The sequence below is a fragment of the Micromonospora sp. NPDC049559 genome (genome assembly GCF_040676675.1).
In the GTDB taxonomy this organism is placed as follows: domain Bacteria; phylum Actinomycetota; class Actinomycetes; order Mycobacteriales; family Micromonosporaceae; genus JBFAPK01.
In genome coordinates this window covers 43,427-67,827 of the sequence record NZ_JBFAPK010000028.1, presented here as the reverse complement: position 1 = coordinate 67,827, position 24,401 = coordinate 43,427, and the positions used below count along the sequence as shown (strand labels likewise).

At 70.1% G+C, this 24,401-nt stretch carries 23 protein-coding genes and 1 pseudogene; 12 read left to right on the top strand and 12 right to left on the bottom strand.

The genetic code is table 11. The features are described 5' to 3' along the window. Positions 1-132 precede the first annotated feature (132 nt). A complete protein-coding gene (locus AB0J86_RS26370) occupies positions 133-2,142 on the top strand; it encodes a hypothetical protein (RefSeq protein WP_363860328.1) in 2,010 nt (669 codons plus the stop codon). A gap of 32 nt (positions 2,143-2,174) precedes the next feature. After that, positions 2,175-2,570, top strand: coding sequence for a hypothetical protein (locus tag AB0J86_RS26365; RefSeq protein ID WP_363860284.1), 396 nt, complete (start codon positions 2,175-2,177; stop codon positions 2,568-2,570). A gap of 160 nt (positions 2,571-2,730) precedes the next feature. On the opposite strand, the gene AB0J86_RS26360 is transcribed toward AB0J86_RS26365, so the two are convergent. Both AB0J86_RS26360 and AB0J86_RS26355 read right to left on the bottom strand, forming a co-directional pair. Continuing rightward, positions 2,731-3,303, bottom strand: coding sequence for an HAD domain-containing protein (locus tag AB0J86_RS26360; RefSeq protein WP_363860327.1), 573 nt, complete (start codon positions 3,301-3,303; stop codon positions 2,731-2,733). 180 nt (positions 3,304-3,483) lie between these two features. Further along, positions 3,484-4,386: an NADP-dependent oxidoreductase gene (locus tag AB0J86_RS26355; protein ID WP_363860283.1), complete on the bottom strand. Its 903-nt coding sequence runs from the start codon at positions 4,384-4,386 to the stop codon at positions 3,484-3,486. 106 nt (positions 4,387-4,492) lie between these two features. Here AB0J86_RS26355 and AB0J86_RS26350 point away from each other — a divergent pair, with 106 nt between their 5' ends. After that, positions 4,493-4,891 (top strand): helix-turn-helix domain-containing protein, encoded by a 399-nt coding sequence (locus tag AB0J86_RS26350; RefSeq protein WP_363860282.1) that lies wholly within the window; start codon positions 4,493-4,495, stop codon positions 4,889-4,891. 199 nt (positions 4,892-5,090) lie between these two features. Here AB0J86_RS26350 and AB0J86_RS26345 read toward each other — a convergent pair whose 3' ends face one another. The 4 genes from AB0J86_RS26345 to AB0J86_RS26330 form a co-directional block, all read right to left on the bottom strand. Further along, positions 5,091-5,552, bottom strand: coding sequence for a hypothetical protein (locus AB0J86_RS26345; protein WP_363860281.1), 462 nt, complete (start codon positions 5,550-5,552; stop codon positions 5,091-5,093). A 143-nt stretch (positions 5,553-5,695) separates the two neighbouring features. Further along, a complete protein-coding gene (locus tag AB0J86_RS26340) occupies positions 5,696-6,973 on the bottom strand; it encodes a cytochrome P450 (protein ID WP_363860280.1) in 1,278 nt (425 codons plus the stop codon). Between the two features lie 162 nt (positions 6,974-7,135). After that, positions 7,136-8,719, bottom strand: coding sequence for a hypothetical protein (locus tag AB0J86_RS26335; RefSeq protein WP_363860279.1), 1,584 nt, complete (start codon positions 8,717-8,719; stop codon positions 7,136-7,138). A 279-nt stretch (positions 8,720-8,998) separates the two neighbouring features. Further along, positions 8,999-10,141, bottom strand: a complete 1,143-nt coding sequence (locus AB0J86_RS26330) for an L-dopachrome tautomerase-related protein (protein WP_363860278.1) — start codon at positions 10,139-10,141, stop codon at positions 8,999-9,001. Between the two features lie 373 nt (positions 10,142-10,514). Here AB0J86_RS26330 and AB0J86_RS26325 point away from each other — a divergent pair, with 373 nt between their 5' ends. Together AB0J86_RS26325 and AB0J86_RS26320 are read left to right on the top strand one after the other, a co-directional pair. Then, positions 10,515-12,614 carry a multicopper oxidase domain-containing protein gene (locus AB0J86_RS26325; RefSeq protein WP_363860277.1) on the top strand — a complete coding sequence of 700 codons (2,100 nt, stop codon included), beginning with the start codon at positions 10,515-10,517 and terminating at the stop codon, positions 12,612-12,614. A 118-nt stretch (positions 12,615-12,732) separates the two neighbouring features. Continuing rightward, a complete protein-coding gene (locus AB0J86_RS26320; RefSeq protein WP_363860326.1) occupies positions 12,733-14,868 on the top strand; it encodes an Hsp70 family protein in 2,136 nt (711 codons plus the stop codon). Between the two features lie 74 nt (positions 14,869-14,942). Here AB0J86_RS26320 and AB0J86_RS26315 read toward each other — a convergent pair whose 3' ends face one another. Genes AB0J86_RS26315 through AB0J86_RS26305 form a run of 3 tightly spaced genes read right to left on the bottom strand, consistent with a single transcriptional unit; the run spans position 14,943 to position 15,798 of the window. Then, entirely contained in the window at positions 14,943-15,194 is a 252-nt protein-coding gene (locus tag AB0J86_RS26315) for a hypothetical protein (protein ID WP_363860276.1), read from the bottom strand. A gap of 8 nt (positions 15,195-15,202) precedes the next feature. Further along, positions 15,203-15,598, bottom strand: coding sequence for a hypothetical protein (locus AB0J86_RS26310; RefSeq protein ID WP_363860275.1), 396 nt, complete (start codon positions 15,596-15,598; stop codon positions 15,203-15,205). Beyond that, on the bottom strand, positions 15,595-15,798 hold the full coding sequence (locus AB0J86_RS26305; protein ID WP_363860274.1) for a hypothetical protein: 204 nt from the start codon (positions 15,796-15,798) through the stop codon (positions 15,595-15,597). The genes AB0J86_RS26310 and AB0J86_RS26305 overlap by 4 nt, the downstream gene beginning before the upstream one ends. A gap of 364 nt (positions 15,799-16,162) precedes the next feature. On the opposite strand from AB0J86_RS26305, the gene AB0J86_RS26300 reads away from it, so the two are divergent. Beyond that, complete coding sequence (locus AB0J86_RS26300) at positions 16,163-16,915, top strand: helix-turn-helix transcriptional regulator (protein ID WP_363860273.1); 753 nt, start codon at positions 16,163-16,165, stop codon at positions 16,913-16,915. Continuing rightward, complete coding sequence (locus tag AB0J86_RS26295; RefSeq protein ID WP_363860272.1) at positions 16,912-17,100, top strand: DUF397 domain-containing protein; 189 nt, start codon at positions 16,912-16,914, stop codon at positions 17,098-17,100. Before AB0J86_RS26300 ends, AB0J86_RS26295 begins: the two co-directional genes overlap by 4 nt. A gap of 66 nt (positions 17,101-17,166) precedes the next feature. Here AB0J86_RS26295 and AB0J86_RS26290 read toward each other — a convergent pair whose 3' ends face one another. Continuing rightward, the gene (locus AB0J86_RS26290) at positions 17,167-17,574 is read right to left on the bottom strand and encodes a hypothetical protein (RefSeq protein ID WP_363860271.1); all 408 of its coding nucleotides are present in this window, start codon (positions 17,572-17,574) and stop codon (positions 17,167-17,169) included. Between the two features lie 89 nt (positions 17,575-17,663). Between AB0J86_RS26290 and AB0J86_RS26285 the strand changes: the two genes are divergently transcribed. The 3 genes and pseudogenes from AB0J86_RS26285 to AB0J86_RS26275 form a co-directional block, all read left to right on the top strand. Beyond that, a complete protein-coding gene (locus AB0J86_RS26285; RefSeq protein ID WP_363860270.1) occupies positions 17,664-18,374 on the top strand; it encodes a DNA alkylation repair protein in 711 nt (236 codons plus the stop codon). 276 nt (positions 18,375-18,650) lie between these two features. Further along, the gene (locus AB0J86_RS26280; RefSeq protein ID WP_363860269.1) at positions 18,651-20,798 is read left to right on the top strand and encodes a right-handed parallel beta-helix repeat-containing protein; all 2,148 of its coding nucleotides are present in this window, start codon (positions 18,651-18,653) and stop codon (positions 20,796-20,798) included. An 81-nt stretch (positions 20,799-20,879) separates the two neighbouring features. Further along, positions 20,880-21,060, top strand: a pseudogene (locus tag AB0J86_RS26275) (SigE family RNA polymerase sigma factor); the annotation flags it as partial. Positions 21,061-21,473: 413 nt separating this feature from the next. Here AB0J86_RS26275 and AB0J86_RS26270 read toward each other — a convergent pair. Beyond that, the gene (locus tag AB0J86_RS26270) at positions 21,474-21,716 is read right to left on the bottom strand and encodes a hypothetical protein (protein ID WP_363860268.1); all 243 of its coding nucleotides are present in this window, start codon (positions 21,714-21,716) and stop codon (positions 21,474-21,476) included. 249 nt (positions 21,717-21,965) lie between these two features. Here AB0J86_RS26270 and AB0J86_RS26265 point away from each other — a divergent pair, with 249 nt between their 5' ends. After that, the gene (locus AB0J86_RS26265; protein WP_363860267.1) at positions 21,966-22,259 is read left to right on the top strand and encodes a hypothetical protein; all 294 of its coding nucleotides are present in this window, start codon (positions 21,966-21,968) and stop codon (positions 22,257-22,259) included. Positions 22,260-22,496: 237 nt separating this feature from the next. On the opposite strand, the gene AB0J86_RS26260 is transcribed toward AB0J86_RS26265, so the two are convergent. Continuing rightward, entirely contained in the window at positions 22,497-23,279 is a 783-nt protein-coding gene (locus AB0J86_RS26260; protein WP_363860266.1) for a DUF1963 domain-containing protein, read from the bottom strand. A gap of 483 nt (positions 23,280-23,762) precedes the next feature. Between AB0J86_RS26260 and AB0J86_RS26255 the strand changes: the two genes are divergently transcribed. Then, positions 23,763-24,374, top strand: coding sequence for a dihydrofolate reductase family protein (locus AB0J86_RS26255; RefSeq protein ID WP_363860265.1), 612 nt, complete (start codon positions 23,763-23,765; stop codon positions 24,372-24,374). Positions 24,375-24,401: the final 27 nt, after the last annotated feature.

Sequence of the window (24,401 nt, the reverse complement as noted above, 5' to 3'; positions counted from 1 at the left end):
CGCCGTACGCGAATCCGGTCGACTGGCCGCCGGCCACCGGCGCCCGTCCGTGACCGTGCCGGACAGCCGGAAATGTGTTTCTCCGATTGCGGGCACTTCGTAGGATCTCCGGTGATCAAGGAGGATGACGCAGTGGGCGATTTCCAGCAGTTCGTGACGGATGTGACTACACGTCTGTCCGAGATGTCCAAGGGCGAGTTGTACGTCGTCGGCGACGGTCTCGACCGGGACTCGCTCTGGCTCACCTTTCTCGATTCCTTCCCCGCCGGCACCAATCTCCGGTTCCGCGCGCGGTCCGAGTACGACTGCTCGACCTGCCGCGGGTTCATCAAGAACTTCGGTAACATCGTCGAGATCCATAACGGACAGGTCCGCTCCGTCTGGTCCGGGGTGTCTGCATCCGGCCCGGTCTTCTCCGTCGTCGCCGCCGCAATGGACGAGTTCGTCGGCACGCTGCCGTTGTCCACCATTTTCCGATCCACCGAGGAGCAGTACGGGAAAAGGACGACGCGGACGCTGCGCGACGGCCAGGTCGAGGTGTGGCACCACCTGCACGGCCGGGTGGAGAAGCGGCATCGCATCAAAGACGTCGGCGCGGCACGGGCCGCCTTCGACGCCGCGGTGCAGGTGTTCCAGCGTGGCCTGGCCGAGCTGACCCAGCACGCTCTGGACACCGTCGTCGACCTCATCGACGACAATGCCCTCTACCGCGGCACGGAGCATCGTCGGGCGGTGACCGAGTTCCGGTCACTGCAGAACCGGTGGACGAAGGCGACCGACGGACAGGCCTTCCTCTTCGCCAACGCCATGAACCCGGCGGCCCGCTTTCGCAACACGGTGATCGGCACCCTCGTCCAGGATCTCTCCGCGGGCGTCGACCTAGAGCAGGCGGTCCGGTCGTTCGAGACGAAGGTGGCACCGCAGAATTACCAGCGCCCCCGCGCGTTGATCACCCCGGCCATGGTCAAGGCTGCCATGAAGACCATCGACGAATTGGGTATCGAGGAGTCGTTGCAGCGACGGTTCGCCCGGCTGTCCGATGTGTCGGTCACCAACGTGCTATGGGTCGACAACGACACACAGTCGCGGATGAAGGACGGCATCGAAGGGCTGCTCATGCAGGCGGCCACCATGAGGTCGGCAGGCGCGCGCCCTCGTGACGCAGAGCCGGAGGAGGTTCCCGTGGTCACCTTCATGAAAGACATCCTGCCCGGCGCCGCGACCATCGACCTGTGGGTGGCCAACAGCCACGAACCGCACTTCGTCAGTCTCACCACCGGCCGACACCCGGCCGCCCCGAGGCTGTTCACCTGGGACAACGATTTCGGCTGGTCCTACAACGGCAACGTCACCGACTCGATCAAGGAAAAGGTCAAGCGGGCCGGCGGCAACGTCACCGGCAAGCTGCGGGTAAGCCTGTCCTGGTTCAACCACGACGACCTTGACCTGCACGTGTTCGAACCCAACGGCGACCACATCTGGTACAAGGACAAGCGCAACAAGCTGGACGTCGACATGAACGCGGGCGGGACATTCTCGCGCGAGCCGGTGGAGAACGTCACCTGGACCGACAACGTTCCCGACGGCGAGTACCGGATCGAGGTGCACCAGTTCAACAAGCGGGAGAGCGCCGAGGTCGGCTTCGTGATCGAGACCGAGAGCAACGGGAAAATCGAGCATTACAGCCACGAGCGGGCGGTCGGCCACAAGGAGACCGTCGAGGTGGGCCGGATGACGGTCGTCGACGAGGTGATCACCGCTTTCCGGCCGGGTAAGGGCATGCAGCGGGGCAGCGCAGGCAAGGACCTCTGGGGAATCACCACCGAACAGTTCGTGCCGGTGTCCACCATCATGTACTCGCCGAACTACTTCGACGACGGCGAGGTCGGCAACCGCCACTACTTCTTCATCCTGAAAGGGTGCGTGAACGACCAGCCGACCCGGGGAATCTACAACGAGTTCCTCCGCGGCGACCTGCAACCGCACCGCAAGGTGTTCGAGGTTCTCGGCGATCGCACCAAGTGCGAGCCGTCCCCGGATCAGCTGTCCGGCCTCGGCTTCAGCTCCACGGTCCGCAGCTCTGTGGTCGCCAAGGTGACCATGACCGGCGGCCGGCGCCACCTCGTCAGTATCCAGTTCTGACTTCCTACACAGAAAATGGGAGAGAGGCCATCGTGACCATTTTTGAAAAGGCCACGCGAGAGAAATTCCGCTACCCGTCAGCCAAGGGACTGCTGACCACGGAACAGTTGTGGGAGCTTCCGCTGACCGCCAAGTCCGGCTTCAGCCTCGATGACGTGGCCAAGGCGGTCAACGCCGAACTCAAGGCCACCGACACCGAGTCGTTCGTGGCCACCGAGACCAATCCGGCCAAGGCGACCTTGGAGACCAAATTGGAGGTCGTCAAGCACATCATCGCCATCCGCCTCGCGGAGGACCAGGCGGCGAAGGCAGCGGCAGCCAAGAAACTGGAGAAGGAAAAGCTGCTGGCAATCCTGGGCCGCAAGCAGGACGCGGTCCTGGAAAACCTGACCGAGGCGGAGCTGCTGGCCCGAATCAACAACCTGTAGTCCGCCTACAAGCCGGCCCGGGCAGCCTCGCGGCGCGGAGGTTCACGCTCGGCCTGGTCCAGATCACCATCGCGATCACCGTGAACGGCCTGATCGCCATGTCGGCGGGGTCGATTTCCCGATTCCTCCGCGATCGGCCGGGCTGGTTGAAGGTCCAGCGCTATGTGGTGGGCACCGCGCTCGGCGTGATGGCGGTACGGATCGCCGCAGACCGGTCCCGCGCCGTGGTCGCCGCCACGCCGTGATCCGCAGGTTCGAGCCATCGGTGCACTGCCGTGAGGTCGCTGTCGGTCAGTCCGAGGTACGGGTCGACGCGGTGCAGCAGCGCTGGCCGTGGGTGGCGTGCGGCCACCCATCGCCGGTCGGCGTCGGTGATCTCGTCGTCGAGCCAGACGAACGGAAGTCCCGCCGCCCACCGTGTCAGGAGTGCGGTCTTCCAGTGCACGCCGCGCGGTGGCTCCTCGTCGGCATCGGGCCAGTCCACGACGGGCAGAACAGGCAGGTCGAGCCGGGGCGCGACGACCTCGTTCGCCTCGGCCAACCAGGTACTCGCCCAGACCAGGTCCCCGGGTAGGGCGAGCAGACGGCGGCCGTCGTCCGGGTCGAGACGATCCAGCAGTGGATTGCCGGAGCGGTCGGTCGTGTGTCGCGTACCGCTGCTCAGCTGGCGCGCGGCGCCGGCTGGACGGGCCCGGAGCGGAATGAGTACGCCGTCGATGTCCAGAAAGATCAACGGTCGCGTGACGCCGGCAAGCACGGTCGAACCGTACCGCTGGCCGATGCTGTGGGGAACGCCCACCAGGAGACCTGGTCACGATCGATCAGGCGGAGGCGCTCGCGCCACGCCGTGCGGTAGGCGTGACGCGAGCGGCCTGCGCACCTTGGAGCGCGAGGGCCGGACTTTCGCTGCGGATCATGGGACGATCACCACGCCGCCGCGCACGCCGCCGTGGGCCAGCCGGTCGTGGGCGGCCGCCGCGTCGGCGAAGGAGTACACGTCAGCGACCCGGAGCGGGATGCTGCCGCTGGTGACGAGTTTGACCAATTCGCCCAGCCGGGATCCGTCCGGTAGCACCTCCAGCGCGAAGGTCCGGATTCCCCGCACCGGCTCCGGGCGAAGCGGGGGCGACGCGGCCACGTAGCCGCCGCCGTCCCGAATGAGGTCCAGCAGCGAGGGGCCGATCACCGCCAGGTCGATGACCGCGTCGAACGTCCCCGTCGGATCGTCGGCGCGCGACAGGAACGCCGCGCCCAGCGACTCGACGAACTCGCGGTCGTCGGCCCCGGCGAGTCCCGTGGCGTGCAGACCCGCCGCCCGGGCCAGCGCCAGAACGAACCCACCGACCTGCCCGGCGGCGCCGGTGACGAGCACGGCCGAACCCGCCGGGAGCGCGAGCAGGTCGAGGGCCTGGGCGGCGGCGAGACCATTGGTCGGCAGGGTCGCCGCTTCGGTGGCGGGGACGCCGGTGGGCGCGGAGGTCAGCCAGGCGGCGTCGAGGACCACGTACTCCGCGTGGGCACCGACCGTGGTCTGTAGCCACGGCGAGAAGCCGATGACCTCGTCGCCGATCGTGAACTCCTCGACCGATGACCCGACCGCGTCGACGCTGCCGGCGACGTCCCAGCCAGGCGTGTACGGCAGACCGGTCGGCAACGGGGCCGGGAACCGACCGGAGCGGACCATCAGATCGACCGGATGTACCACCGACGCCGCGACCCGTACCCGCACCTGCCCCGGCCCGGGCTCGGGTACCGGCACGTCGGCCACGTGCAGGACCTCCGGCCCTCCGAACTGTTCATAGCTGACTGCGCGCATCGCCGTCTCCTTCGTGGGATTTCCTGATCACCATGACCGTACGAATCATCGGCACCGCGAGTAAGTAGGTACCGTGAAGTGCCTAGGGCACCGGATGGAGGGCAGGATGGCGACGACGACCGCGGCACAACGCCGCGAACAGGCCAAACGCGACTACGACGCGTTCCTGGAAGGTTGCCCGACCCGTGAGCTGCTGAGCAGGCTCACCGACAAGTGGGTCGCCCTGGTGATCCCGGCGCTTGCCGACGGCCCGCAGCGGCACGGCGAACTCGCCCAGCGCATCGCCGGGGTCAGTCAGAAGATGCTTACCCAGACCCTGCGGACGCTGGAGCGCGACGGCCTGGTCACCCGCACGGTCACTGCCTCGGTGCCGGTCCGCGTCGACTACGCGCTCACCCCGCTCGGCCATGAACTGTTCCCGGTCATGATCGCGATCAAGAAGTGGGCGGAGACGCACATGGACCGCGTCTTCGAGGCCCGGGCCCAATTCGACGCACGCCCCTGAGAGCACCCGGCGGCGATCACCTCGGAGACCGCCGCAAGTATCCGCTCGTCGGCAGGTCCGTGCACCCGCCATCGCCTCGCAGGTTGGCCTGGTTGCCGCTCGCGGGGAGCGCGCCTGCCGGTTCCGGGCACGCCGTTGCCGAGCTCTTCGACATCCGAACGTCGCTGGCGAGGGCGGGGGCCCGGCGTGCGCCGAGCGGTCAGTCGGCGTGCGGCCAGGGGGAGGAGGCGACGACCGCGCCGTAGAGCAGGTGGTCGGCGAGGACGGCGGCCTGCTGGCGTACGTCCTTGCGGTGCTCCTCCAGCCCGAGCGCCGGGGCCAGCACCGCCTCGTACAGGGCCCAGAAGGCGAACCCGTAGAGGGGGCCCACCCAGGGCCGGCGGCGCAGCCCTCGGGGCAGCGCCCCGAAGAGCACCCCACCGGCGGAGCCGTACGACCAGTGGACGAACTCCACCAGGGCGCGCCGGCGTCGCACCGGCACCCGCGAGACGATCCGCGGGGCGGTACGCCGCAGAATCGCGTCCGGCGGTACCTCGTCGAGCAGGCCGAGCGAGGTGGTCGCCTGCCTCATCCCGGACATCGCCATCGAGGCGATCGCCCCGCGTACCCCGCCACGGGCGGCGGTGCTGAACAGGTTGTCCGGTCGACTGTCCCGGCCCACGGCGTGCCTCCTCGCGTCCCGACGTGCCCGTCCCGGCCTGCCGGTTCCGGCGTGCGGGGTTCCGGCGTGCCCGGGGGAAGGGCGACGTGCCCGAGCGGACGGGCAAACAGGGACTTACCCTCCGCCGGTACGCGGATAACGCCTCATCCGGTCGGGAGGGACGAGCGGACCGGCGCGGCCCGTACGTTCGTCATGACGAACCCGCTGGCCGGCAGCGTCGGCATCCGGCCCAGGTTGACGCGCAGGTCCTGCTCCGGCACGTCGTACGTCATCGCGCCGGCGAGCAGGGCGACCGCCCGTTCGAGCAGCTCGATGGTGGCCCACTCGCCGGGGCAGCGGTGCCCCGGGTAGGGGTCGCCGCCGCCCTGCGGGATGAGGCTGAACGCGTCGATCTCCTGGCCACGCAGCCGCTCCGGGGCGAACCTCTCCGGGTCGAAGCGCTCCGGGTCGGGCCAGAGGCGCGGATCGTGGTCGGTGCCGTAGAGGTCCAGCAGGGTGCGCCGGCCCCGGGGAAAGTGGTAGCCGTGCCAGTCGAACGGGCGGCGTACCCGGGCGATCGCCGTCGGGAAGAGCGGGTAGTAGCGGCGTACCTCGTGCACGAACGGTCCTACCATCGCCGGGTCGTCGCGCAGCCGCTGCCGCCACCGGGGCTGCTCGTGCAGCGCGAGCGCGGCGAAGGTGACGAACCGGTCGACCGCCACCGTCGGTCGCAGCAGGTTGAGTGTGCAGACGGCGGCGGCACGGGGCTTGAGTAGCCGACCGGTGTGGTCACGGTGCTCGGCGATCTCCCGCAGCGGGGTGCCCTCCGGCAGCCGGTACCGCCCCCGGCGTACCTGCTCGACCAGCTCGGCGAGCTGCTGCTCCGCCCGGTTCCGGGTCCACCGCGCCCGCCAGTGCGCCGGACCGGCCTGGCCGCCGCCCTCGATCATCGCGTGGATCTCCACCGTGCGGCGTGTGACCTCCGACTGGGCCAGCGGCACGCCCACCCAGGCGAAGACCGCGCGGCAGAGCATCCGCGCCACCTCGTCGTAGAGCGTCACGCGGTCGACGTCCGCCCAGAGTTCGATCCGCTGCCGCCACTCGTGCTCGAAGCGGTCGGCGAGGGCGTGGATCCGCTCCGGTCGCAGGAGGGAGATGAGCAGCCGCTTGCGGGCGGCGTGCGCCTCGCCGTCGAGGCTCTGTACGCCGCCCTTGCCGAGCAGCGTCTGTTGCAGGCGCAGCGGCGCGGCCCCGTGGCGCTGGAAGCGGTCCTGGTCGTAGAAGAGCCGCGCCGCCTCCCGCCCGCGCATGCAGATGGTGCGCCGCAGCAGCAGCCGGGTCTGGAAGACGTCCGTGCCGTACCGGTCGCAGCGGCGGGAGACGAACCGGTAGCCGTCGCGCAGCAGCGCGAGGGTGCTGTCCGGGCTCCTGTCGCGCGGCATGGCCGGCATCTGCGTCCCCCCGGGGTCGGCCGGTCCGGTTCACCTCGGGCGGCGGCCGCCCGGGCGCTTTCCGGCCTTTTACCCCCGTACCGGCCGCCAAACCTCCCACGCGGGGTCGATCGCGGCGGCCGGCCCGGGAGCACGCGCGGGGGCCGCGGTCGGTCAGGGCCGGGGACCCGCCGGCGGCGCGGCGTCGCCGGCCGGCTCCGCCGGCGCGGACGCCGCGACCGCCGGTGCCGTCGGAGCGGCGGTGGACCCGGGTGCGGTGGACTCGGGTGCGGTGGACTCGGGTGCGGTGGACTCGGGTGCGGTGGACTCGGATGCGGCGGCTGGTGCTCCCGGCGCGGCGGCGGACTCCGTGGCGGGAGGCTTCGCGGGGGCCGGCACCGTGACGGCCGGCTCGGGCGACCTCGGCAGGCGGGCCGGCGAGCGGCGGGCTCCCCGCAGCGCGCGGACCACCGTACCGGGCCTGAGCAGCGCAGACGGCGGCTTGAGCAGGTGCTGCACCTCGATGAGTACCCGGTGCACGGCGGGGGAGACGTGCGCGGCCAGGATGGCCTTGCCCATGTACCCGTTCAGCAGGTCGATGCCGAACGGCTTGCGCCCGGTCGTCTCCGGGTACGCGAAGTCGCCGCCGGTCGCCATCGTCCACGGCGTGTCGATCACCCGCCCGGTGGCCCGGTAGTACTCGCGGGCCAGGTCGACGGAGACCGCGCCGAACCGGTCCAGGCAGTCGCCGAGTTCGAGCGCCTCCAGCGCGGCCACGGTCATGCCCTGCCCGTAGAGGGGGTTGAAGCTGCAGATCGCGTCGCCGATCGCGAGGTAGCCGGCGGGGAGGCGGCGGACCCGTTCGAAGTACCGCCGCTGGCTGGCGGGGAACGCCCGGGTCAGCACGTCGCCGATCGGCTCCGCCCGCTTGGCCAGGTCCGCGAGGTACGACACCGGCAGGCTCTCGATGAAGCGCTGGAACCCCTCGGGGGTGTCCGGCATCCGGTCGCCGTGCCACTCGCCGACGGCCAGGATCCAGCGGTCGCCCTCGATCGGCAGTGCCACGCCGGCCCGCCGCTGGTGCGGCGCGAAGGGGGCGATCAGGCAGGCGACGCCGCCGTCCGGGAGGTCGTCGTCGGTGCGCCGGTAGAGGCGGGTGCTGTAGCCGACCTTCATTTTGACCGTGGCGACGTCCGGGGCGGGGTAGCCGAGCTGCTCCAGCCAGCGGTCGCCGCGCCCGCCGGTACGCCCCGACGCGTCGACCACCAGGTCGGCCTCGATCGGCTCGGCGCCCTCGACCTGTACGCCGGTCACCCGGCCGCGCCCGCCGACGAGGCCGCACGCCTCGGCGCGTCCGCGCAGCTCGACGTTGCGCAGGGCACGCACCCGGGCCCGGAGGGTGGACTCCAGGTAGACCCGGCTCAGGCTGATGCCCTGCATCTCGGTGGGGAACCGGACCCGCTGCCCGCCGCCGTGCACGAAGAGCAGGTCCTGACCGGGGTCGAACGGTACGGCGCCGCCGGCGATCAGCTCCTCGGTCAGCCCGGGGAAGAGCTTCTCCAGCGCGAGCCGGCCGGAGATCAGCAGCAGGTGCGGGTGCGCCCCGTGCGGTACGCCGTCGCGGTTGCGCGGCTCGACCGGCAACTCGTCCCGGTCGATGACGGTGACCCGTTCGAACCTGCTGGCGAGCGTCCGCGCGGCGACCAGGCCGCTGATGGCGCCACCGATAACGACCGCGTGTCCGCCGACGACTCCCACGGGGCCTCCTAGGTAACCGGATCTAGGTAGTTGAATCGACGGCCCTGATTATGGGGTGTTGCGTCGGACTTGTCTGCCCACTCCCGTCCTGTTGGACGCGAAAACTGCTCACTCGACAACCCGGGTATTGCCCACTTCGCCGTCCGGGATTGCTCATTCGCCCGCGACCCGCCCCCGAGCGCACCTGGCGACCCGCCCCCGAGCGCACCTGGCGACCCGCCCCCGTGCCGCCTCGCGACCCGCCCCCTTGCCGCGTCGTGGACCGTTCCGCGCGACCGATCAGCGGGTCAGCAGTACGGGTCCCGCGTCGATCCGCACCCGGAACAGCGCGTACGGCCGGATCCGGCGGTCGTTGCCGCCCTGGTACTGGGGCTGGCGGTGCAGTTGGTTGGCGGTGACGTAGAGGTGCCCATCGGTCGCCACCGACATCGTGTCCGGCCAGAGCAGCCGCGCGTCGTGCACCAGGGTGTCGTACTGCCCGTCGGGCAGCCGCCGGAGCACCGCGTTGTGCTCGTACGAGGTGAGGTAGATGCGGCCCTCGGCGTCGGACTCCAACCCGTCGGAGGCGGTGCCCTTGTCGCCCTCGTCCCGTACCGTGCCGGCCACCGTCTCGTCGTCCACCGACCGGTCGACGAGCGCGTCGACGTCGACGCTGTAGAGGTGCCGGGAGGCCAGTGGGCAGTAGTAGAGCCGGCTGCCGTCGGCCGAGATGGCGATGCCGTCCGAGCCCATGCTGATCGGACGGGACGGGCCGCCCTCGGGGCGTTCCAGGAACGGCCGGCCCTCCACGATCGGGCGGAACGTCGTGAGGGGTTCGGCCAGGGTGCTCGGGTGCCGGTGCAGCCGGCGCCACGACTCGCCGGTGGCCAGGTCGACCACGACGATGCCGTTGTCGCCGTGTGCCGAGGAGTCGGTGACGAAGGCGATGCCGGCGGCGCCCCGGCGCAGGTCGAACCGGACGTCGTTGAGGTAGCTGGTCTCCAGGGCCACCTCGCGGGGAAAGATCACCGGCTCCGCCACCGTGTCCGTGTCGAGGTCCACCCGGACCAGCTTCGGGCCGCCGTACCGGGTTGGCTGCAGCATCGGGCTGCCGGTGTCCAGGATCCAGAGCCGGTTGGCGGGGTCGACCACGACGCTCTGCACCGAGACGAACCGCTCCGGGTCGTCGACGTCCCGGGGCGTGTTCAGCCCGAGGTCCGGGTACGGTCTCGCCTCGCCCTGGCGCAGTTCGCAGACGGTGGCCGGGACGTCGTCGCCCCAGCGGGGGAAGTTGACGAAGATGCGGCCGGTGTGGGAGACGGTGACCCCGGTCGGCATGGCGCCGGGGAAGGTGGCCACGGTCTCCAGCCGCCCGACCGGAGTGTCCGCGGCGGTGCCGCCGTCGGGCGCGCCGCCGTCGGCCGCGCCCGCGCTCCCGGTCAACTGCGCGATGCTGCTCCGCGATCTGTCGGCCATACCTCCGGGTGCCCCGCCCGACCCGGATCAAACGGCCGTCCGGCGTGGAACGGCCCAGCCCGACCGCGATCCCACAGCCGTCCGGCGTCGAACGGCCCAGCCCGACCGCGATCCCACAGCCGTCCGGCCTCGAACCTCTCGGCCCGACGCGAGCAAACGGCCGTCCGTCGCCGAAACGACCCGGCCGTCCCCTCGAACGGGGTACTCCTGCGACAACCGGGGCTGCTGTGACAGGTGAATCAGTAACGTCCTTCACGTATCGCGCCAAGGAGGGCAAATGCCCTCGCCTCGGTCGTCGCCGCGTGGGCGAGCCGTGCGCGCAGCAGCAGGAGGCGGAGAGATGGTCGCACGACGGCAGATACTCGCGGCGGGCGCCGCTGGCGGCGCCTCCCTCATCATCGCGCCCGGCGGCGGGCGGGCGGCCCCGACGCCGACCCCCACGCCGGCCCCCGCCCCGAGTGCCTCCCCGAGTGGCTCCCCGAGCGGTGGCCCGGCCCTCGGGACGGATCCCAACGGTTTCCAGACGTTCGCCTCCCCGCCCGGTACGGTCATCGACCCCACCACCATCCCCAAGTACGTCACGGCGCTGCCGATACCGCTGCCCATGCCGCCGGTGCGCGGGTCCTCGGGGCGCGAGGCCGACGAGTACGCGGTCGGCGTCCGGCAGTTCCGGGCGCAGGTCCTGCCGCCCGGGATGCCGGGCACCACGGTCTGGGGCTACGGCTCGCCCCAGGAGCCCGAGAGCTACTGCTACCCCGGCCCCACCATCGAGGCCCGCGCGGACCGCCCGACGCGGATCACCTGGATCAACGAGCTGGTCGACTGGCGCGGCCGGTACCTGCCGTTCCTGGTGCCGGTGGACCCGACCCTGCACTGGGCGAACCCGCCGGGCGGCCTCAAGGGCCGCGACGACCACGAGCACTTCGAGGGGAAGCCGGACCCGTACTCCGGGCCGGTGCCGATCGTGACGCACGTCCACGGCGCGCACGCCCACGAGGAGAGCGACGGGTACCCGGAGGCGTGGTACCTGCCGGCGGCCCGCGACATCCCGGACGGCTACGCCCGGGTCGGCACCGTCTACGACGAGTTCCGGGAGAAGTACGAGGACAAGTACGGCCGGCGGTGGCGTCCCGGCTCGTCCACCTTCCACTACGACAACGACCAGCCGGCCGCCTCGCTCTGGTACCACGACCACACCCTGGGCGTCACCCGGCTGAGCGTCTACTCGGGACTGGTCGGGTACTACATCCTCCGGGGCGGGCGCACCGACCTGCCCAAGGGCACGCTGCCCGGGCCCGCGCCCCGGATCGGCGACCCGCCCGGCCAGCGCTACTACGAGATCCCGATAACCATCCAGGACAAGAGCTTCGACCCGGACGGCGAGCTGCACTACCCGGCCCGGCGTAGCCCCGTGACGCCCGGCGCCCCGGACAAGTCGGTACCGCCGATCTGGATCCCCAACCAGTTCGGCGAGACGATGGTGGTCAACGGCCGTACCTGGCCCGTCTTCGACGTCGAGCCGCGCCGCTACCGGTTCCGGCTGCTCAACGCCTGCAACGGCCGGTTCGTCATCCTCAAGATCGCCTCGAATCCGACCGCCCGCCCCGCGGAGACCGTGCTGCCCATCTGGCAGATCGGCGGCGACTGCGGCTTCCTGCCCGAACCGATCCGGTTGCAGAAGCTGCTGCTCGGCGCCGCCGAGCGGGCCGACGTGATCGTGGACTTCACCGGGGTCCGCCCCGGCACGTCGCTCTACCTGATCAACGAGGGGCCGGACGGGCACTTCGGCGGCGGCGAGCCCGGCACCGACTTCCCGTTCGCGAAGCCGGAGACCACCGGCCAGGTGCTGAAATTCCGGGTACGCGAGCTGCGCGGCACCGACCACAGCGTCCCGCCCGAGCAGCTCGAACTGCCGCACATCCCGTCGCTGGAGTCGGCCAGCGTGGTACGCAAGCTGACGCTCAACGTGGTCAACTCGGCGGTGCTGGCCGAGGGTCCGGCGGGGCACCGGCTGGGCCGCATCGACAGCGACGGCAAGCGCACCCTACTGACCTGGCACAGCCCGGTGGCGGAGATCCCCGAGCAGGGCGCCACCGAGATCTGGGAGTTCCACAACTTCACCCCGGACGCCCACCCGGTGCACATCCACCAGGTGCAGTTCGAGGTGATCGGTCGCGGCCGGGACGGGCAGGACCCGCCGCGGTTCCACGAGCGGTGCCGCAAGGACACCGTGGTGACCTACCCCGGGCAGATCACCCGCGTGAAGGCCCATTTCGACCTGACCGGCAAGTACAGCTGGCACTGCCACATCATGGAGCACGAGGACAACGAGATGATGGCGCCGTTCGAGGTACACCCGAAGAAGCGCAAGCCGCGCGGCGGGGTCGACGCCGGCGACGGCGGTACCGGGACGAACGGCGGTAGCGTCCCGACCGCCTGATTCGTCCGGCGCGGGGGTGTCCGGAGAGGCCGTGGACGACACGGCCCCTCCGCGCGCCGTACCCGGGTCCGCCCTGCGCCAGGACGTTGAAGCATTGCCATAGGGTGATCCCGTGGCAATGGGGGGATATCGGCTCGGCATCGACTTCGGTACCTCGTCGACGGTGGCGATGCTCGCGGCCCCGGACGGACGGGTGAAGCCGCTGCTGTTCGACGCGTCGCCGTTGCTGCCATCCGGGGTGTTCGCCGGTCCGGACGCCGGGCCGCTGCTCACCGGGGCGGATGCCGAACGCGCCGCCGCCGCGCACCCGGCCGGCTTCGAGGCGAACCCGAAGCGGCGGATCGACGACCGGGTAATCTGGCTCGCCGAGCGGGAGGTTCCCGTCACCGAGGCGATCGCGGCGGTGCTGGCCCGGGTGAGCGCCGAGGCACGACGGGTCGCCGGCGGCCCACCGGAGACCGTGGTGCTCACGCACCCGGCCGGGTGGAGCCACACCCGCCGGGGAGTTCTGGCCGTCGCCGCCGAGCAGGCACAGCTTGGAAAGTGCGACTTCGTCGCCGAGCCGGTCGCCGCGGCGGCGTACTTCGCCGACGTCCTCGGCCGCGACGTGCCGGTCGGCCGATGCCTCGTCGTCTACGACCTCGGCGCCGGCACCTGCGATGTCAGCATCGTCCGCCGTACCGTGGCCGGGCTGGAGGTGGTGGCCACCGCCGGGCTCGACGACGTCGGCGGCCTCGACCTCGACGCCGCCGTCGTCGCCCACGCCCGGTCGCTGACCACCGCCACCGGCGACGCCTGGGGGCGGCTGGAATGGCCCCGAACCCCCGCCGACCAGCGCGCCCACCAACTGCTGTGGCGCGATGCCCGTACCGCGAAGGAACAACTGTCCCGCCACACCACCGCCGACCTGCACCTACCCCTGGTCGACACGGTCGTGCACGTGACCCGCGACGAGTTCGAGACGGCGGCCCGCCCCCACCTGGACCGCACCGTCGACCTCACCGCCACGCTGCTCCGCGACGCCGCCGTACCCCGGCAACAGATCGCCGGGATCTTCCTGGTGGGCGGCTCCTCCCGGGTACCGCTGGTCGCCTCCCTGTTGCACCGCACCCTGCGCATCGCCCCCATCGCCCTCGATCACCCCGAGATCGTCGTCGCCGAGGGCGCGCTACACGCCGTACCCGGCGCGGTCGCGGCGCCGCTCGCCGACACCGGACCGGCCGGCGGCGACATCCCATCGTCGCGCCCGCCGGATCGGCCGGACGTCGCCGCCGCGCCCGACGAGCCGAACACGCGGCCCGAACCGGAACCGGAACCGGTCGGGTCGCGGCCGAAGCTCTGGCCGGCCTGGGCGCTGCTGGCCTGCGCGCCCGTCGTCGCCGTCGTGGCGTGGCTGGTAATCCTGACCCAGCGAGCCTTCGATACGGGTATCGCGGCCGGCCTCGTCGTCGTGCTGGCGGTGGCGGCCGTCGCGGCCGGGACGCTGGCACGCCGCTCCGTCGGGCGGCGAGCCGCACCGGAGGCCGCCGTGCCGACCCGCCGCCGCGACATCGTGGTCACCGGCGCGGTCATCCTGGCGCTGTTCGGCGCCGTCGCGAGTTTCGCGGTGGGGTCGCTGGTCGCCACGGTGCTGCTCGGCGGCGATCTGGTCTGGGACAACATGGCGCCGGGGCCACGCATCGCGCTGGTTCTCTGCCTGCCGGCCGCGGTCGTCACGGGCGCCGGCATCTGGATGATCCGCCGGGGGACGAGTCCGAGCCCGTCGGGCGAACCGGCACCGATCGGGTCGAGGCCGGCGTTGTGGCCGGCGTTGACCCTGCTGGCCTGCGCGCCTGTGATGGCTGTCGTGGCGTGGCTGATGGTCCTGGTCGAGGCGACCTGGCCGCGCGCGGTCTGCTACGTGGTCATGCTGGCCCTCGTGGTCGCCGGGGCCGTGACGCTGGCCCGGCGCGCCGTCGGACGGCGACCTGCTCCCCGAAGCCGCGGCCTCGTGATCGCCGGAGCGGTCGCGCTCACCCCGTCCAGCCTGGCCGCCAGTCACGAGTTCGGCGCGGTGGTCCTCGCCCCGCTGCTGGTCGAACGGGGCGTCATCGTCGGCCCTCCGACGCTGACGTTCCTCCTGTTCGCGAGCCTCACGTCCGCCGCCATCTGGCTCGTCCGCCTCGGGGCGGGAACAGGCGAGCCAGCCGACGATGCCGGAGTCCCGACCGACCAGCCGCCACCACGAGGCAACCAGCGTGCCGTTCGGCCCTGACGGCATGGTCCTCGCCACCGGCAGCCGGGACGGGACCGTACGGCGGTGAGAGGTTGGGCAACGACGCTCGTGGATCACGGTTGGGCGGGCCGCCTTCCGGCCGGACGCTTTCCGGCGAGGCGTAGTCCGGCGGGTTGCACGAAGACGTCGCGTCGTTCGACCGCGTCGCCCCGGCGGTCCAGGACGTAGCCGGTCAGCCAGCACCAGCCGTGATAGGTCTCCCAGTCCGGCACCCGCACGATGCGCAGGACGATGGCGCGGTCGTCGGCGAACTGCACCGAGGCGCGGCCGTCGACGACCACCACGTCACCCGGCTGGTACGGCACGCGCGGACTCATCGGGGCGGCAGCGGCGCGGGCAGGCCGGGGCCGTCGGGCGGCAGGCGTACCCAGCAGTCGTAGAGCAGCCCGCAGGTGGGGCAGTTGCCGTGGTCGTCGGGGGTGTGGGCGCGGGCGAGTTCGTAGCCTCGCAGCAGGATGTCGGTGGCGCTGGTGGGGCGGGGCGGTCCGGGCAGGGGAAGCCAGCCGAGGAAGCGGTTGTGCAGCCAGCCGGCGGGGATGTGGCGCAGGTCGGTGGCGGCGTCGGCGAGGCAGCCGGTGAGATAGACGGCCAGGCTGGTCAGGGCGCCGGTGAACTCGTGGCGCAGTTCGGTGCGGCGGATGTCGCAGGGCCAGTCCCGTTCGCACCAGGTGCAGGTCCAGCCGGGGCGTACCGGGTGGTGGAGGGTCACGTCTGCTCCTGTTCTTCGGTGTCTTCCTGCCGTGGCCAGTGGTCGCGGCTGATCGGGATGCGGTGAGTGGCGTGGCAGGGGAGGATGGCGCCGCAGGCGCAGCGGTTGACCAGCCACAACGGTCGGTGCCGGCGGGCGAGGGTGAGCGCGACCGCGGTCAGGTACTCCCCGTAGGTGACGCGCTCGCCGCGTCGGGTCACCGTCGGTTCCGCGCGTTGCGCGCGCGTCGCCGGTTCCGCTCTTTTCCGGGTACGCCCCAACGCCCGTCATCGGTCCGCGCGGAGGCATTAGCGGTACGTCTCATAATTGATCTCCCTGCGCTTCCGGCGCCGATTCCGGCCAATGCGGTCCGGTCTTTGATCGAGTTCTGATTGGTGGCGCGGCGCCCGTTACCGGAGCGCGTGGGATCGACGGGTATCCGGGCGCCGCGCTGCCTCCACCCTGGACTTTCACCCCCGACGGTTGGAAGATGGGCGCCGTTGACAAGTGCTCGCGTGGCGTTCTTGTGGTCGGCTGTGATGACCGGTGTGGAAGGGTGAAGACGTGAATTCTTTGGCTCTCGTGATGAAATACATCCGAGGCACCAAAGGTCTCAGCCAAGAACAGGTGGGCGAGGGCGTCCACGTGTCCGCCTCGCTCATCGGCATGTTCGAGACCGGTCGCCGGATTCCCCAACCCGATACCGCGCGTCAGCTTGACGAAGTGTTCGGAACCGGCGACCTATTCGCCAAGCTCTCCTTCCAGGAGCGCCGGGAGGGCCAACCCGTCTGGTTCCGGCCCTGGCCGGAGGTGGAGGCCGAGGCGAGGTCGCTCCGCTGGCACGAGTCGAACGTCATCCCCGGGCTCATCCAGACCGAGGCATACGCCCGAGCGGTGCTCAACAGCGGGCTGTTGCGTCCGGATGAGGCAGAGGAACAGGTGGCGATCCGGCTGGCGCGACGCGCGGCGGTCTTCGACCGGGATGAGCCACCGATCTGCACCTTCGTGATCGATGAGGCAGTTCTGCGGCGGGGCGAACCGGCGGTGCTCAAGCAACAGCTTCTCGATCTTGTAGAGATGGGGGAGCGGAGCGGCGTCTTCATCCACGTCATCCCGGCGACCGCCGGGCTGCATCTCGGCCTGGCCGGGCCGTTCGTGCTGGCCGGATTGCCGGGTGGCGAGACCGTTGGCTACGTGGACGACCAACTGTTGGGTCGAATCACCTCGGATGCCGAGTTGGTTGCCGCCTTGGAACGTGCCTGGCAGGCTGTGTGTGCGGTTGCACTGCCCTGTGATCAGTCCCGAGACCTGATTTTGAAGGTGGCGAACGACCTATGAGTACAGCGCTTCCCGTCTGGCGCAAGTCCTCGCGCAGCAACGCCAACGGAGCAGCCTGCGTCGAGGTCGCCGACAACATCCCGGGTCGGGTCCTGGTACGCGACAGCAAGGACCGCGACGGCGGTACCCTGACCTTCGCGCCCGAGGCGTGGCGCGCCTTCGTGGCGCTGGCCAAGACGCTCTGACCTCGATCATCCCGATGCCCCGGCGAGCGTGTGCCGGGGGATCTCGACGATCGCGGAGCCGCGGGGTCAGCCGCCGTCGAGAATCCTGTCCCAGTACCGCTGAAAGCCGTGCCAGCCGGCCGTCTCGTCGGGGTCGCCGGTCAGGAACTCGCCGGTGGAGATGTCGAGCGCGCGGCCACCGGTCGCGGCGACGATCTGCGTGATGACGCTCAGCACCTCGTCGCCGCTGCCACGGACGTGCAACATGACGGAATTGACGGGCTCTTCCGACCCGATGTTCAACTCCATGCTCCAGGTCTGGCCGACCAGTTGCCCCCACGCGGGGTCCGACAGGTCGAGATCCGGAAGCTCCGCGCGTAGCCGCTGCCTGATGACGGGTCCGGGGCCCAGCGGCGGCGGGCTGAAGTCCTCCGATATCTGATCGACCGAGCTGACGTCGGTCGGGGCATCGAAGATGAAAATGTCCCAGCTCACAACGTCCTCCGGCGTGCTCGGGCGACCGGGCTAGCGTACGGCGCCGGTCCGACGCGGGCCGTCACACCGTCGCGGTAGGTTGCATGGTCATGGTCACCAGCGCCGACGTCCGCCACGAGCTTGCCCGCCTCGCCGACCCGGGCCGGGCGGCGAGCGTGAGCCGGTTTCTGCAGATGGTTCCGGGTGGCTACGGCGAGGGCGACCGGGCCATCGGCGTGACCGTGCCGGATCAGCGCCGGGTGGCCGGCCGGTACTGGCGCGACCTCTCCCTGGTGGAGACGACGGAACTGCTGACGAGCGGCGTGCACGAGGAGCGGCTGACCGCGCTCTTCATCCTGGTGCGCAAGTTCGCCAAGGGCGACGAGGAGGAACGGGGGCGGGTCTACGGCACTGTCCTGGCAAACACCGGCAGCATCAACAACTGGGACCTGGTCGACTCGTCCGCGCCGTACATCGTCGGCCCCTGGCTGGTCGACAAGGACCGGAGCGTACTCGATCGGTTGGCCGGGTCGGACCTGGTGTGGGACCGGCGGATCGCCGTGATGGCCACCTTCGCCTTCATCAAGGCCGGCGACTTCCAGTGCACCTTCCGGCTCGCCGACCGGCTCCTGCACGACCCGCACGACCTCCTGCACAAGGCGGTGGGCTGGATGCTGCGCGAGGTGGGCAATCGTGACCGGGCGGCGGAGGAGGAGTTCCTGGCCCCGCGTTACCGGACGATGCCCCGCACCATGCTGCGGTACGCCATCGAGAAGTTCGAACCGCGGCGACGCCAGGAGTACCTGTTCGGCGTTGTCTAGGCCGGGGTCCTGGATCGTGCAAGCCGACGATGGCGGCGATCAGGACGAGGCTTCCCGGTACACGCCAAGCCGTCAATCTCGCCCCGGGGAAGGCCATCGGCGATGGTGAGGCCGTGGCGAGCGCTGACGAGATCATCGCAGGGCTGCGCATCCGTTTTCCGGCCGTCGTCGACGACTGGGGTCAACTGGTCCGGCCCGTGACCGCGCTGCACGAGATTGCCTGGCAGTGACGAGCTCGCCGCCCGTAATTGACCACGGACCTTAGACTGCCGAGCCATGGCGTTGCTTGATCAGGCGAATCCGGTTCTGCGGGTGGGCGAGGGTGGGCTTCCGAACATCAGGTCGGCGGTCAAGGCCGCCGGCGCCGGCGCCGTCATCGAGATCGCCGGCGGCACTTACCGTGAAGAGCTCGACATCGCCAAGGCGATCGAGCTGCGCGCGGCCGACGGATCCGGTCCGGTTCACCTGGTTCACAAGGATGCACCGCTCACCATCCGGGCGAACGCGGTGGTGCGCGGGATCAGCATCGCCGTGAGCGGCGGCGGGTGGGGCGATGCCGTCCGGATCGAGGGTGCGGGCGCCGCCCCGCTCATCGAGGACTGCCGGATCAGCGCGAGCAACGGCTCCGCCGTTAGCGCGAGCGCGGGCGCCAAACCTACCGTCCGCGGCTGCCGGATCGAGAGCTCGGACGGCAGCGGCGCCTGGGTGGAGGAGCGCGGCACCGTCCTCGTCATGGAGCGCTGTGCGATCGAGCGGTCGAGATCGGGGGTCAGCGTCTACGCGGGTGGGCTGGCGGTGTTGACCGGCAGCAACATCGACGATATCGGGTACATGGCCGTGTCCGTGTCCGGGCGAAACACGGGAGTCGAGCTGACCGGCTGCACCATTAGCGCCGTGGACGGCACCGCCGTACAAGTACAAGATCACTGTACGGCGAAGTTGACCGACTGCCAGATTTCCGGAGCGGACTGGGGCGCCGACGTGTACGGCCGGGGCGCGAGCGCCACGGTGACCCGGTCCAAGATCGAAAACACCGGCTACGGCGGGATCAAGGTCGCCGACCAGGCCCGCCTCACCGTCACCGACAGCACGCTGTCCGGCGGACGCGCGGCCCTGCAGGTGGAGGAGCGGGCGATCGTGGTCGCCGATAACGTCACGAGCGAGGACAGCACCGGCTCCGGTCTCGAGCTGTATGGCGGCGATGGGCGGTTCACCGGATGCCGGGTCACTGGCGCCGCGCAGCCGGGTGTGTACATGCGCGGCGGCACCATGTTCTTCGACCAGTGCGAAGTCAGCGGCGCCGCCGGTGCCGGCTTCTACATCTCCGGCGGCGCCGCGTCGCTGACCAGGTGCATAGCGCGCGAGAACCAGGAGGCGGGCTTCGCGCTGCACGTCGATGCGGCGCTCACCGCCTGCGCCTCGTACGCCAACGGGGAAGAGGACGAGGTGGGTGTGCAGCGGGGCGCACCAGTGCCGGTGACGAGCGTCGACGTCGGCGGCCGTACGGTCAACGAAAGCCGGCCCGAGCCGGACACCCGGCCCGCCGCCGAGCAGGGCGAGCCGCAGGCGCCGACGTCCGTGGCGGCGGAGGGCTTCGTTCACGAGTCACTCGCCGAATTGGACGCGCTGATCGGCCTGGCCGAGGTGAAGGCGCAGGTGCGGACGCTCATCGACATCATCGTCGTCGGCCAGCGCCGGGCCGCGGCCGGGCTGAAGACCCCGCCGATGAGCCGCCACCTGGTCTTCACCGGCAACCCGGGCACCGGCAAGACCACCGTCGCCCGCATCTACGGGCGGATTCTGGCCGCGCTGGGTCTGCTCGCCAAGGGCCACCTAGTGGAGTCGGCCCGGGTCGACCTGGTCGCCGAGCACGTCGGCGGTACGGCGGTAAAGACGAAGAAGGTCTTCAATCGCGCCCGCGGCGGAGTGCTGTTCATCGACGAGGCGTACGCGCTCGCGCCGGAGGACGCCGCGCGCGACTTCGGCCGGGAGGCCATCGACACGCTGGTCAAGCTGATGGAGGACCACCGCGACGAGGTCGTGGTCATCGTCGCCGGATACACCGGGGAGATGGCCCGGTTCATCGCCGCCAACCCCGGCCTCGAGTCACGGTTCGGGCGGACCATCGAGTTCCCCGACTACAGCGCGTCGGAGCTGGTGCGGATCACCGAGTCGCTGGCGACCAGCCACGACTACACCCTGACCGAGGAGACCCGCGGCGAACTGCTGGCGTACTACGCGCAGCTGCACCGTGGTGTGGGCTTCGGCAATGGCCGGACGGCGCGGCGTACGTTCGAAACCATGGTGGCCGAGCATGCCAACCGGATCGCGAAGGGCGACATCCAGGCTGCCGCAGAGCTGACCACGCTGCTGCCGGAGGACCTGCCCGACGAGTGGACCGATCGCAAGGATCCGGCCGCCTGATCTTCGATTGGCCCCAACCTTCCCCGCTACTTGTCGTCTTGGCTGGTATGCCACCTCATGTTCGGTCGGGAAGAGGCGGGCGTGGACGCTCTCGCTGCTGACCTCGACGCGTTTGTCCGGGCCGGAACGCCGGCGTTGCCCCGTTCGGCGTATCTGCTCACCGGCGACCAGCACTTGGGCCGGCGACCCCGTACAAAGCGCGCTGGGCCTGACCCATCGCGCCTGGAGGAACCTGCACGCCACCGGGAACGCCGAGGCGTACGCCCGTAGACGGTGCTGCGGCTGTCGGCGTCGGGCGCTACGCCACCTCCAACACCTGCTCTGAGTCGGCGGGAAGATCCGCGAGACGGCGCTGCCCGTCACGCAGCCGCTCCGGCGGCATCACGCGCGATGGACGCCTGCGGCGATGCGTTGTGGATCGCGACCGAGGGCGACCTATTCGTCTCACACGAGGCGAAGACTTCACCCGGCGCGCCTGAGACCGCAATCTCCGCACATGGGCGATGCCTATGCGGTGACCATCAGTAGCGCGCGATCGGCGGCAAATCCGTACACCTGATCTTCGGCCAAGGGGTTAGGGGCCCAGATCAGAATCGCCCGGCTATTCGGTGCCAGAGGCTGGCCTGTCCAGAAGCGGGCGGGGTGCCGCTGTGTCCACCGTCGCCTGATGGGCGCTCAGACAGGGGGATCAGAGTAAGCCCGCACCAAGGTGCGCAGCGCGTAGGTGAGGCCGGCGTAGCGGTCGTCGGCCGGGTCCATGGTCTGCCACTCCCGCGCAAGCATGTCGACCAGGTCAAGCATCGGCAGGTGGCTGTCGAGTAGCGCCTCGCCGCCGAACCGTTGCGCAACCTCGGCGTAGGCGTGGTTGTCTGCCTCGTTGCACCGGCGCAGGAAGCCGACGAGTTGGTGATCATCCATCCGCCGATTCTGGTGCATAGGGGGCGCTGGCCAGGATCCGCTCATCGGCCATGTCTGGACGCTCACCGGCACGCCAGCGGTCATCTTCCTTGGTGTCCGGATCGCGGCATGTGAGTGTGTTGGAGAGGCGGAATGGCGCCATGCTGGTCGTTCTGCCCTGTCGGGTCTGACCGGAGAGAAGCTCTTGTTTGCGCACATCACCTATCGTCGCTCTCGAAAGGCCAAGGCAGACGTTCATGAGGAGCCGCGGTGCCGAAGTACCCCATCCTTAGCTGGCTGGCCATGATCGGTTTCGGGCTCCTGGTGGCGTTTGTCGGGCTTATATGGGTGGCAAACCTCTTTGGTGTCGCCGACGAACACGCACGTCGAATTGCTGAGAGCCAGTGGAAAAGAGGTTGGTTCGCAAGCGAGCTAGACGCTAGGGAGAAGTTGAGGACCGGGAGCCAGGTGGGAAGGTACGTCGCGGGGGTTGGCTTTATGCTGACCGGCGTCGCGATAGCTATCTCGGCAGCGTTTCAGTTATTCGCAGGAGCTGGCGAATAAGAGTTCGATCTTGGGAAACTCAGACCAATCATTTCGCCACGATCAGGTGCACTCAACTCGGCAATAGCGGATGCCCGGCATCTGGCGTCGGCATCGCCGGCGACGCAGATCGTGGCCGTATCCGGCGCCGCCGGTGTGCTATGGGATCAACTCAGCCACGGAAAGCGCCTCGCCCAGCCGACCAGCGGCCAGGTCTTCGTGACGGATCACGAAGCTCCCGTCACTCCGGTAGTAGAACTAGTTGGCTACGGGGAAGCGGGCGAGCGACACCCACTCACTCGTCAGCCGGTGGGTCTCCTTCTCCACCTCGGAATACCATTTCGCGACCGGGATGACGATCTCGCCGGTCTTCTCGCGCCACGCGAGGGTCTGCTCCGCAATACTCTTGATCACCTCCTCGTCGGCGTACCCGCCGATATAGGCGCTGGCGTACCCGTTGTCAGGCGGCCAGAGATCATTGGCCAGGGCGCAGAGTTCGTCGAGGTGCGGCAGGTCACGCTCAAGGTCACGGGCCAACTGCTGCTGGAAGGGCGACAGGTCGTCCTCGTCCTCGTCGTCCTCGTCCGCCCCGAACCAATCGGGGAACTCCGCGCGCAGCGTGGCGCCGAGGTCGTACTGCTCGTCGACGAACGCGTGGTCGGTGGGTCCTGCCGCCACCTCGGTATCGGTGCCGGCCGGCACGTACACGACTCGCCCGTACCTCCGCTCTCCGGTGGCAGCGGCCTGCTCGTGGTCGAGGAAGAACAGCAGCGAGCCGTCTGCCGGCAGGCCGAAGCCGTCGATTCTTGGCAGCGCTGCACAGTCGACCGAGAAGATGAACGGCAACGGACTGACCTCGCCGGACGGCCAGTCCATGCCCACGGGCAGCCGGGGCAACCCGCCGAACTGCCCGACCGGAACACCGCTGGAGCCTCCGCTCAACCGGATCGACAAACGGAGGTGCTGGATGAACCGGCTGACCTCGTCGTCCGGGATGCCCAACGCGAGCGCGGCACGGCGAAGCTGCCCTTGATGATCCATAGCGCAACATGGTGCCACGAGGGCGAGCCCGGCGACCGGGTGCCCCACGGCCCACACGCGCTGTCGTAGGCATCGCTGCCACCGTGATCAGGCGCGCACATCTCGCCTTTCAGCCCTACCAGGCCGGCCTCGCGCTGCTCGCCTCACCAGGAAGTCGAGTGCGAACACGGCCGCGTTTCTCGTATCTCCGTACCGGCGTGCTGGAAGGCTCAAGTTGGGTTCATTTGCCTGCGGGTTGCGCCTTCCCAGGCGCTTGGCTGCCGTCCGGTGCTTCGCATCGTCCAGGAGGTCTCTGCGGTGGCGTGCTTGACGAGGCGGAGCGCAGCCGCTGCGAAACTCTCGTGCCGTCGGAGCGGTGACGACCGGCGTCCCCGGAAAATCCTCTGGAGAAAATTCGGGCGGGCTGTCGGATCGGGGCGGTGGCGTTCGTAGCAGGGGTGAGGCCGCCCACGAGGGGCGGCGCCAAGCAAGGGAACCGCGATCATGAAGCTGACGACCATGACCCAGGTCACCATCGATGGCGTGATGCAGGGAAACGGCGCCGCGTCGGATGAGGACCGCAGGAACGGGTTCGAGCGCGGCGGATGGGCGCTGGGCGCGGGTGACGACGAGACCAGGGCGTTCATCACGCAGACCTACCAGCGCGCCGACGCGTTCCTGTTCGGCCGGCGGACCTACGAGTTGTTCGCCGGCTCCTGGGGATCAGTCGACCAGATGCGCGCACATCCCATCGGGGTGGCCTTGAACGAGGCCCCCAAGTACGTTGCCTCGACCACCCTCACCGCGCCTGATTGGGCGGACACGACCGTTCTCCGCGGTGACCTCGCGGCGGCCATCGGTGAGCTGAAGGCCACGCCCGGAGGTGAGCTGCAGGTGCACGGCAGTGGCGGCCTGACCCGGTGGCTGCTGGCCAACGATCTGGTCGACGAGATGACTCTGATCGTGATCCCGGTGATCCTTGGCCAGGGCGCGAGACTGTTCCCGGAGACCGGTCCGGATCTCGCGCTCGACCTGGTCGAGTCGCGGGTCGACGCGAAGGGCGTGACGACCCAGGTCTTCCGGCCGGCCGGGCGTCCGCGGTACGCGACGACCTGAAGCCCCTGACCGTCGAACCACACTGTC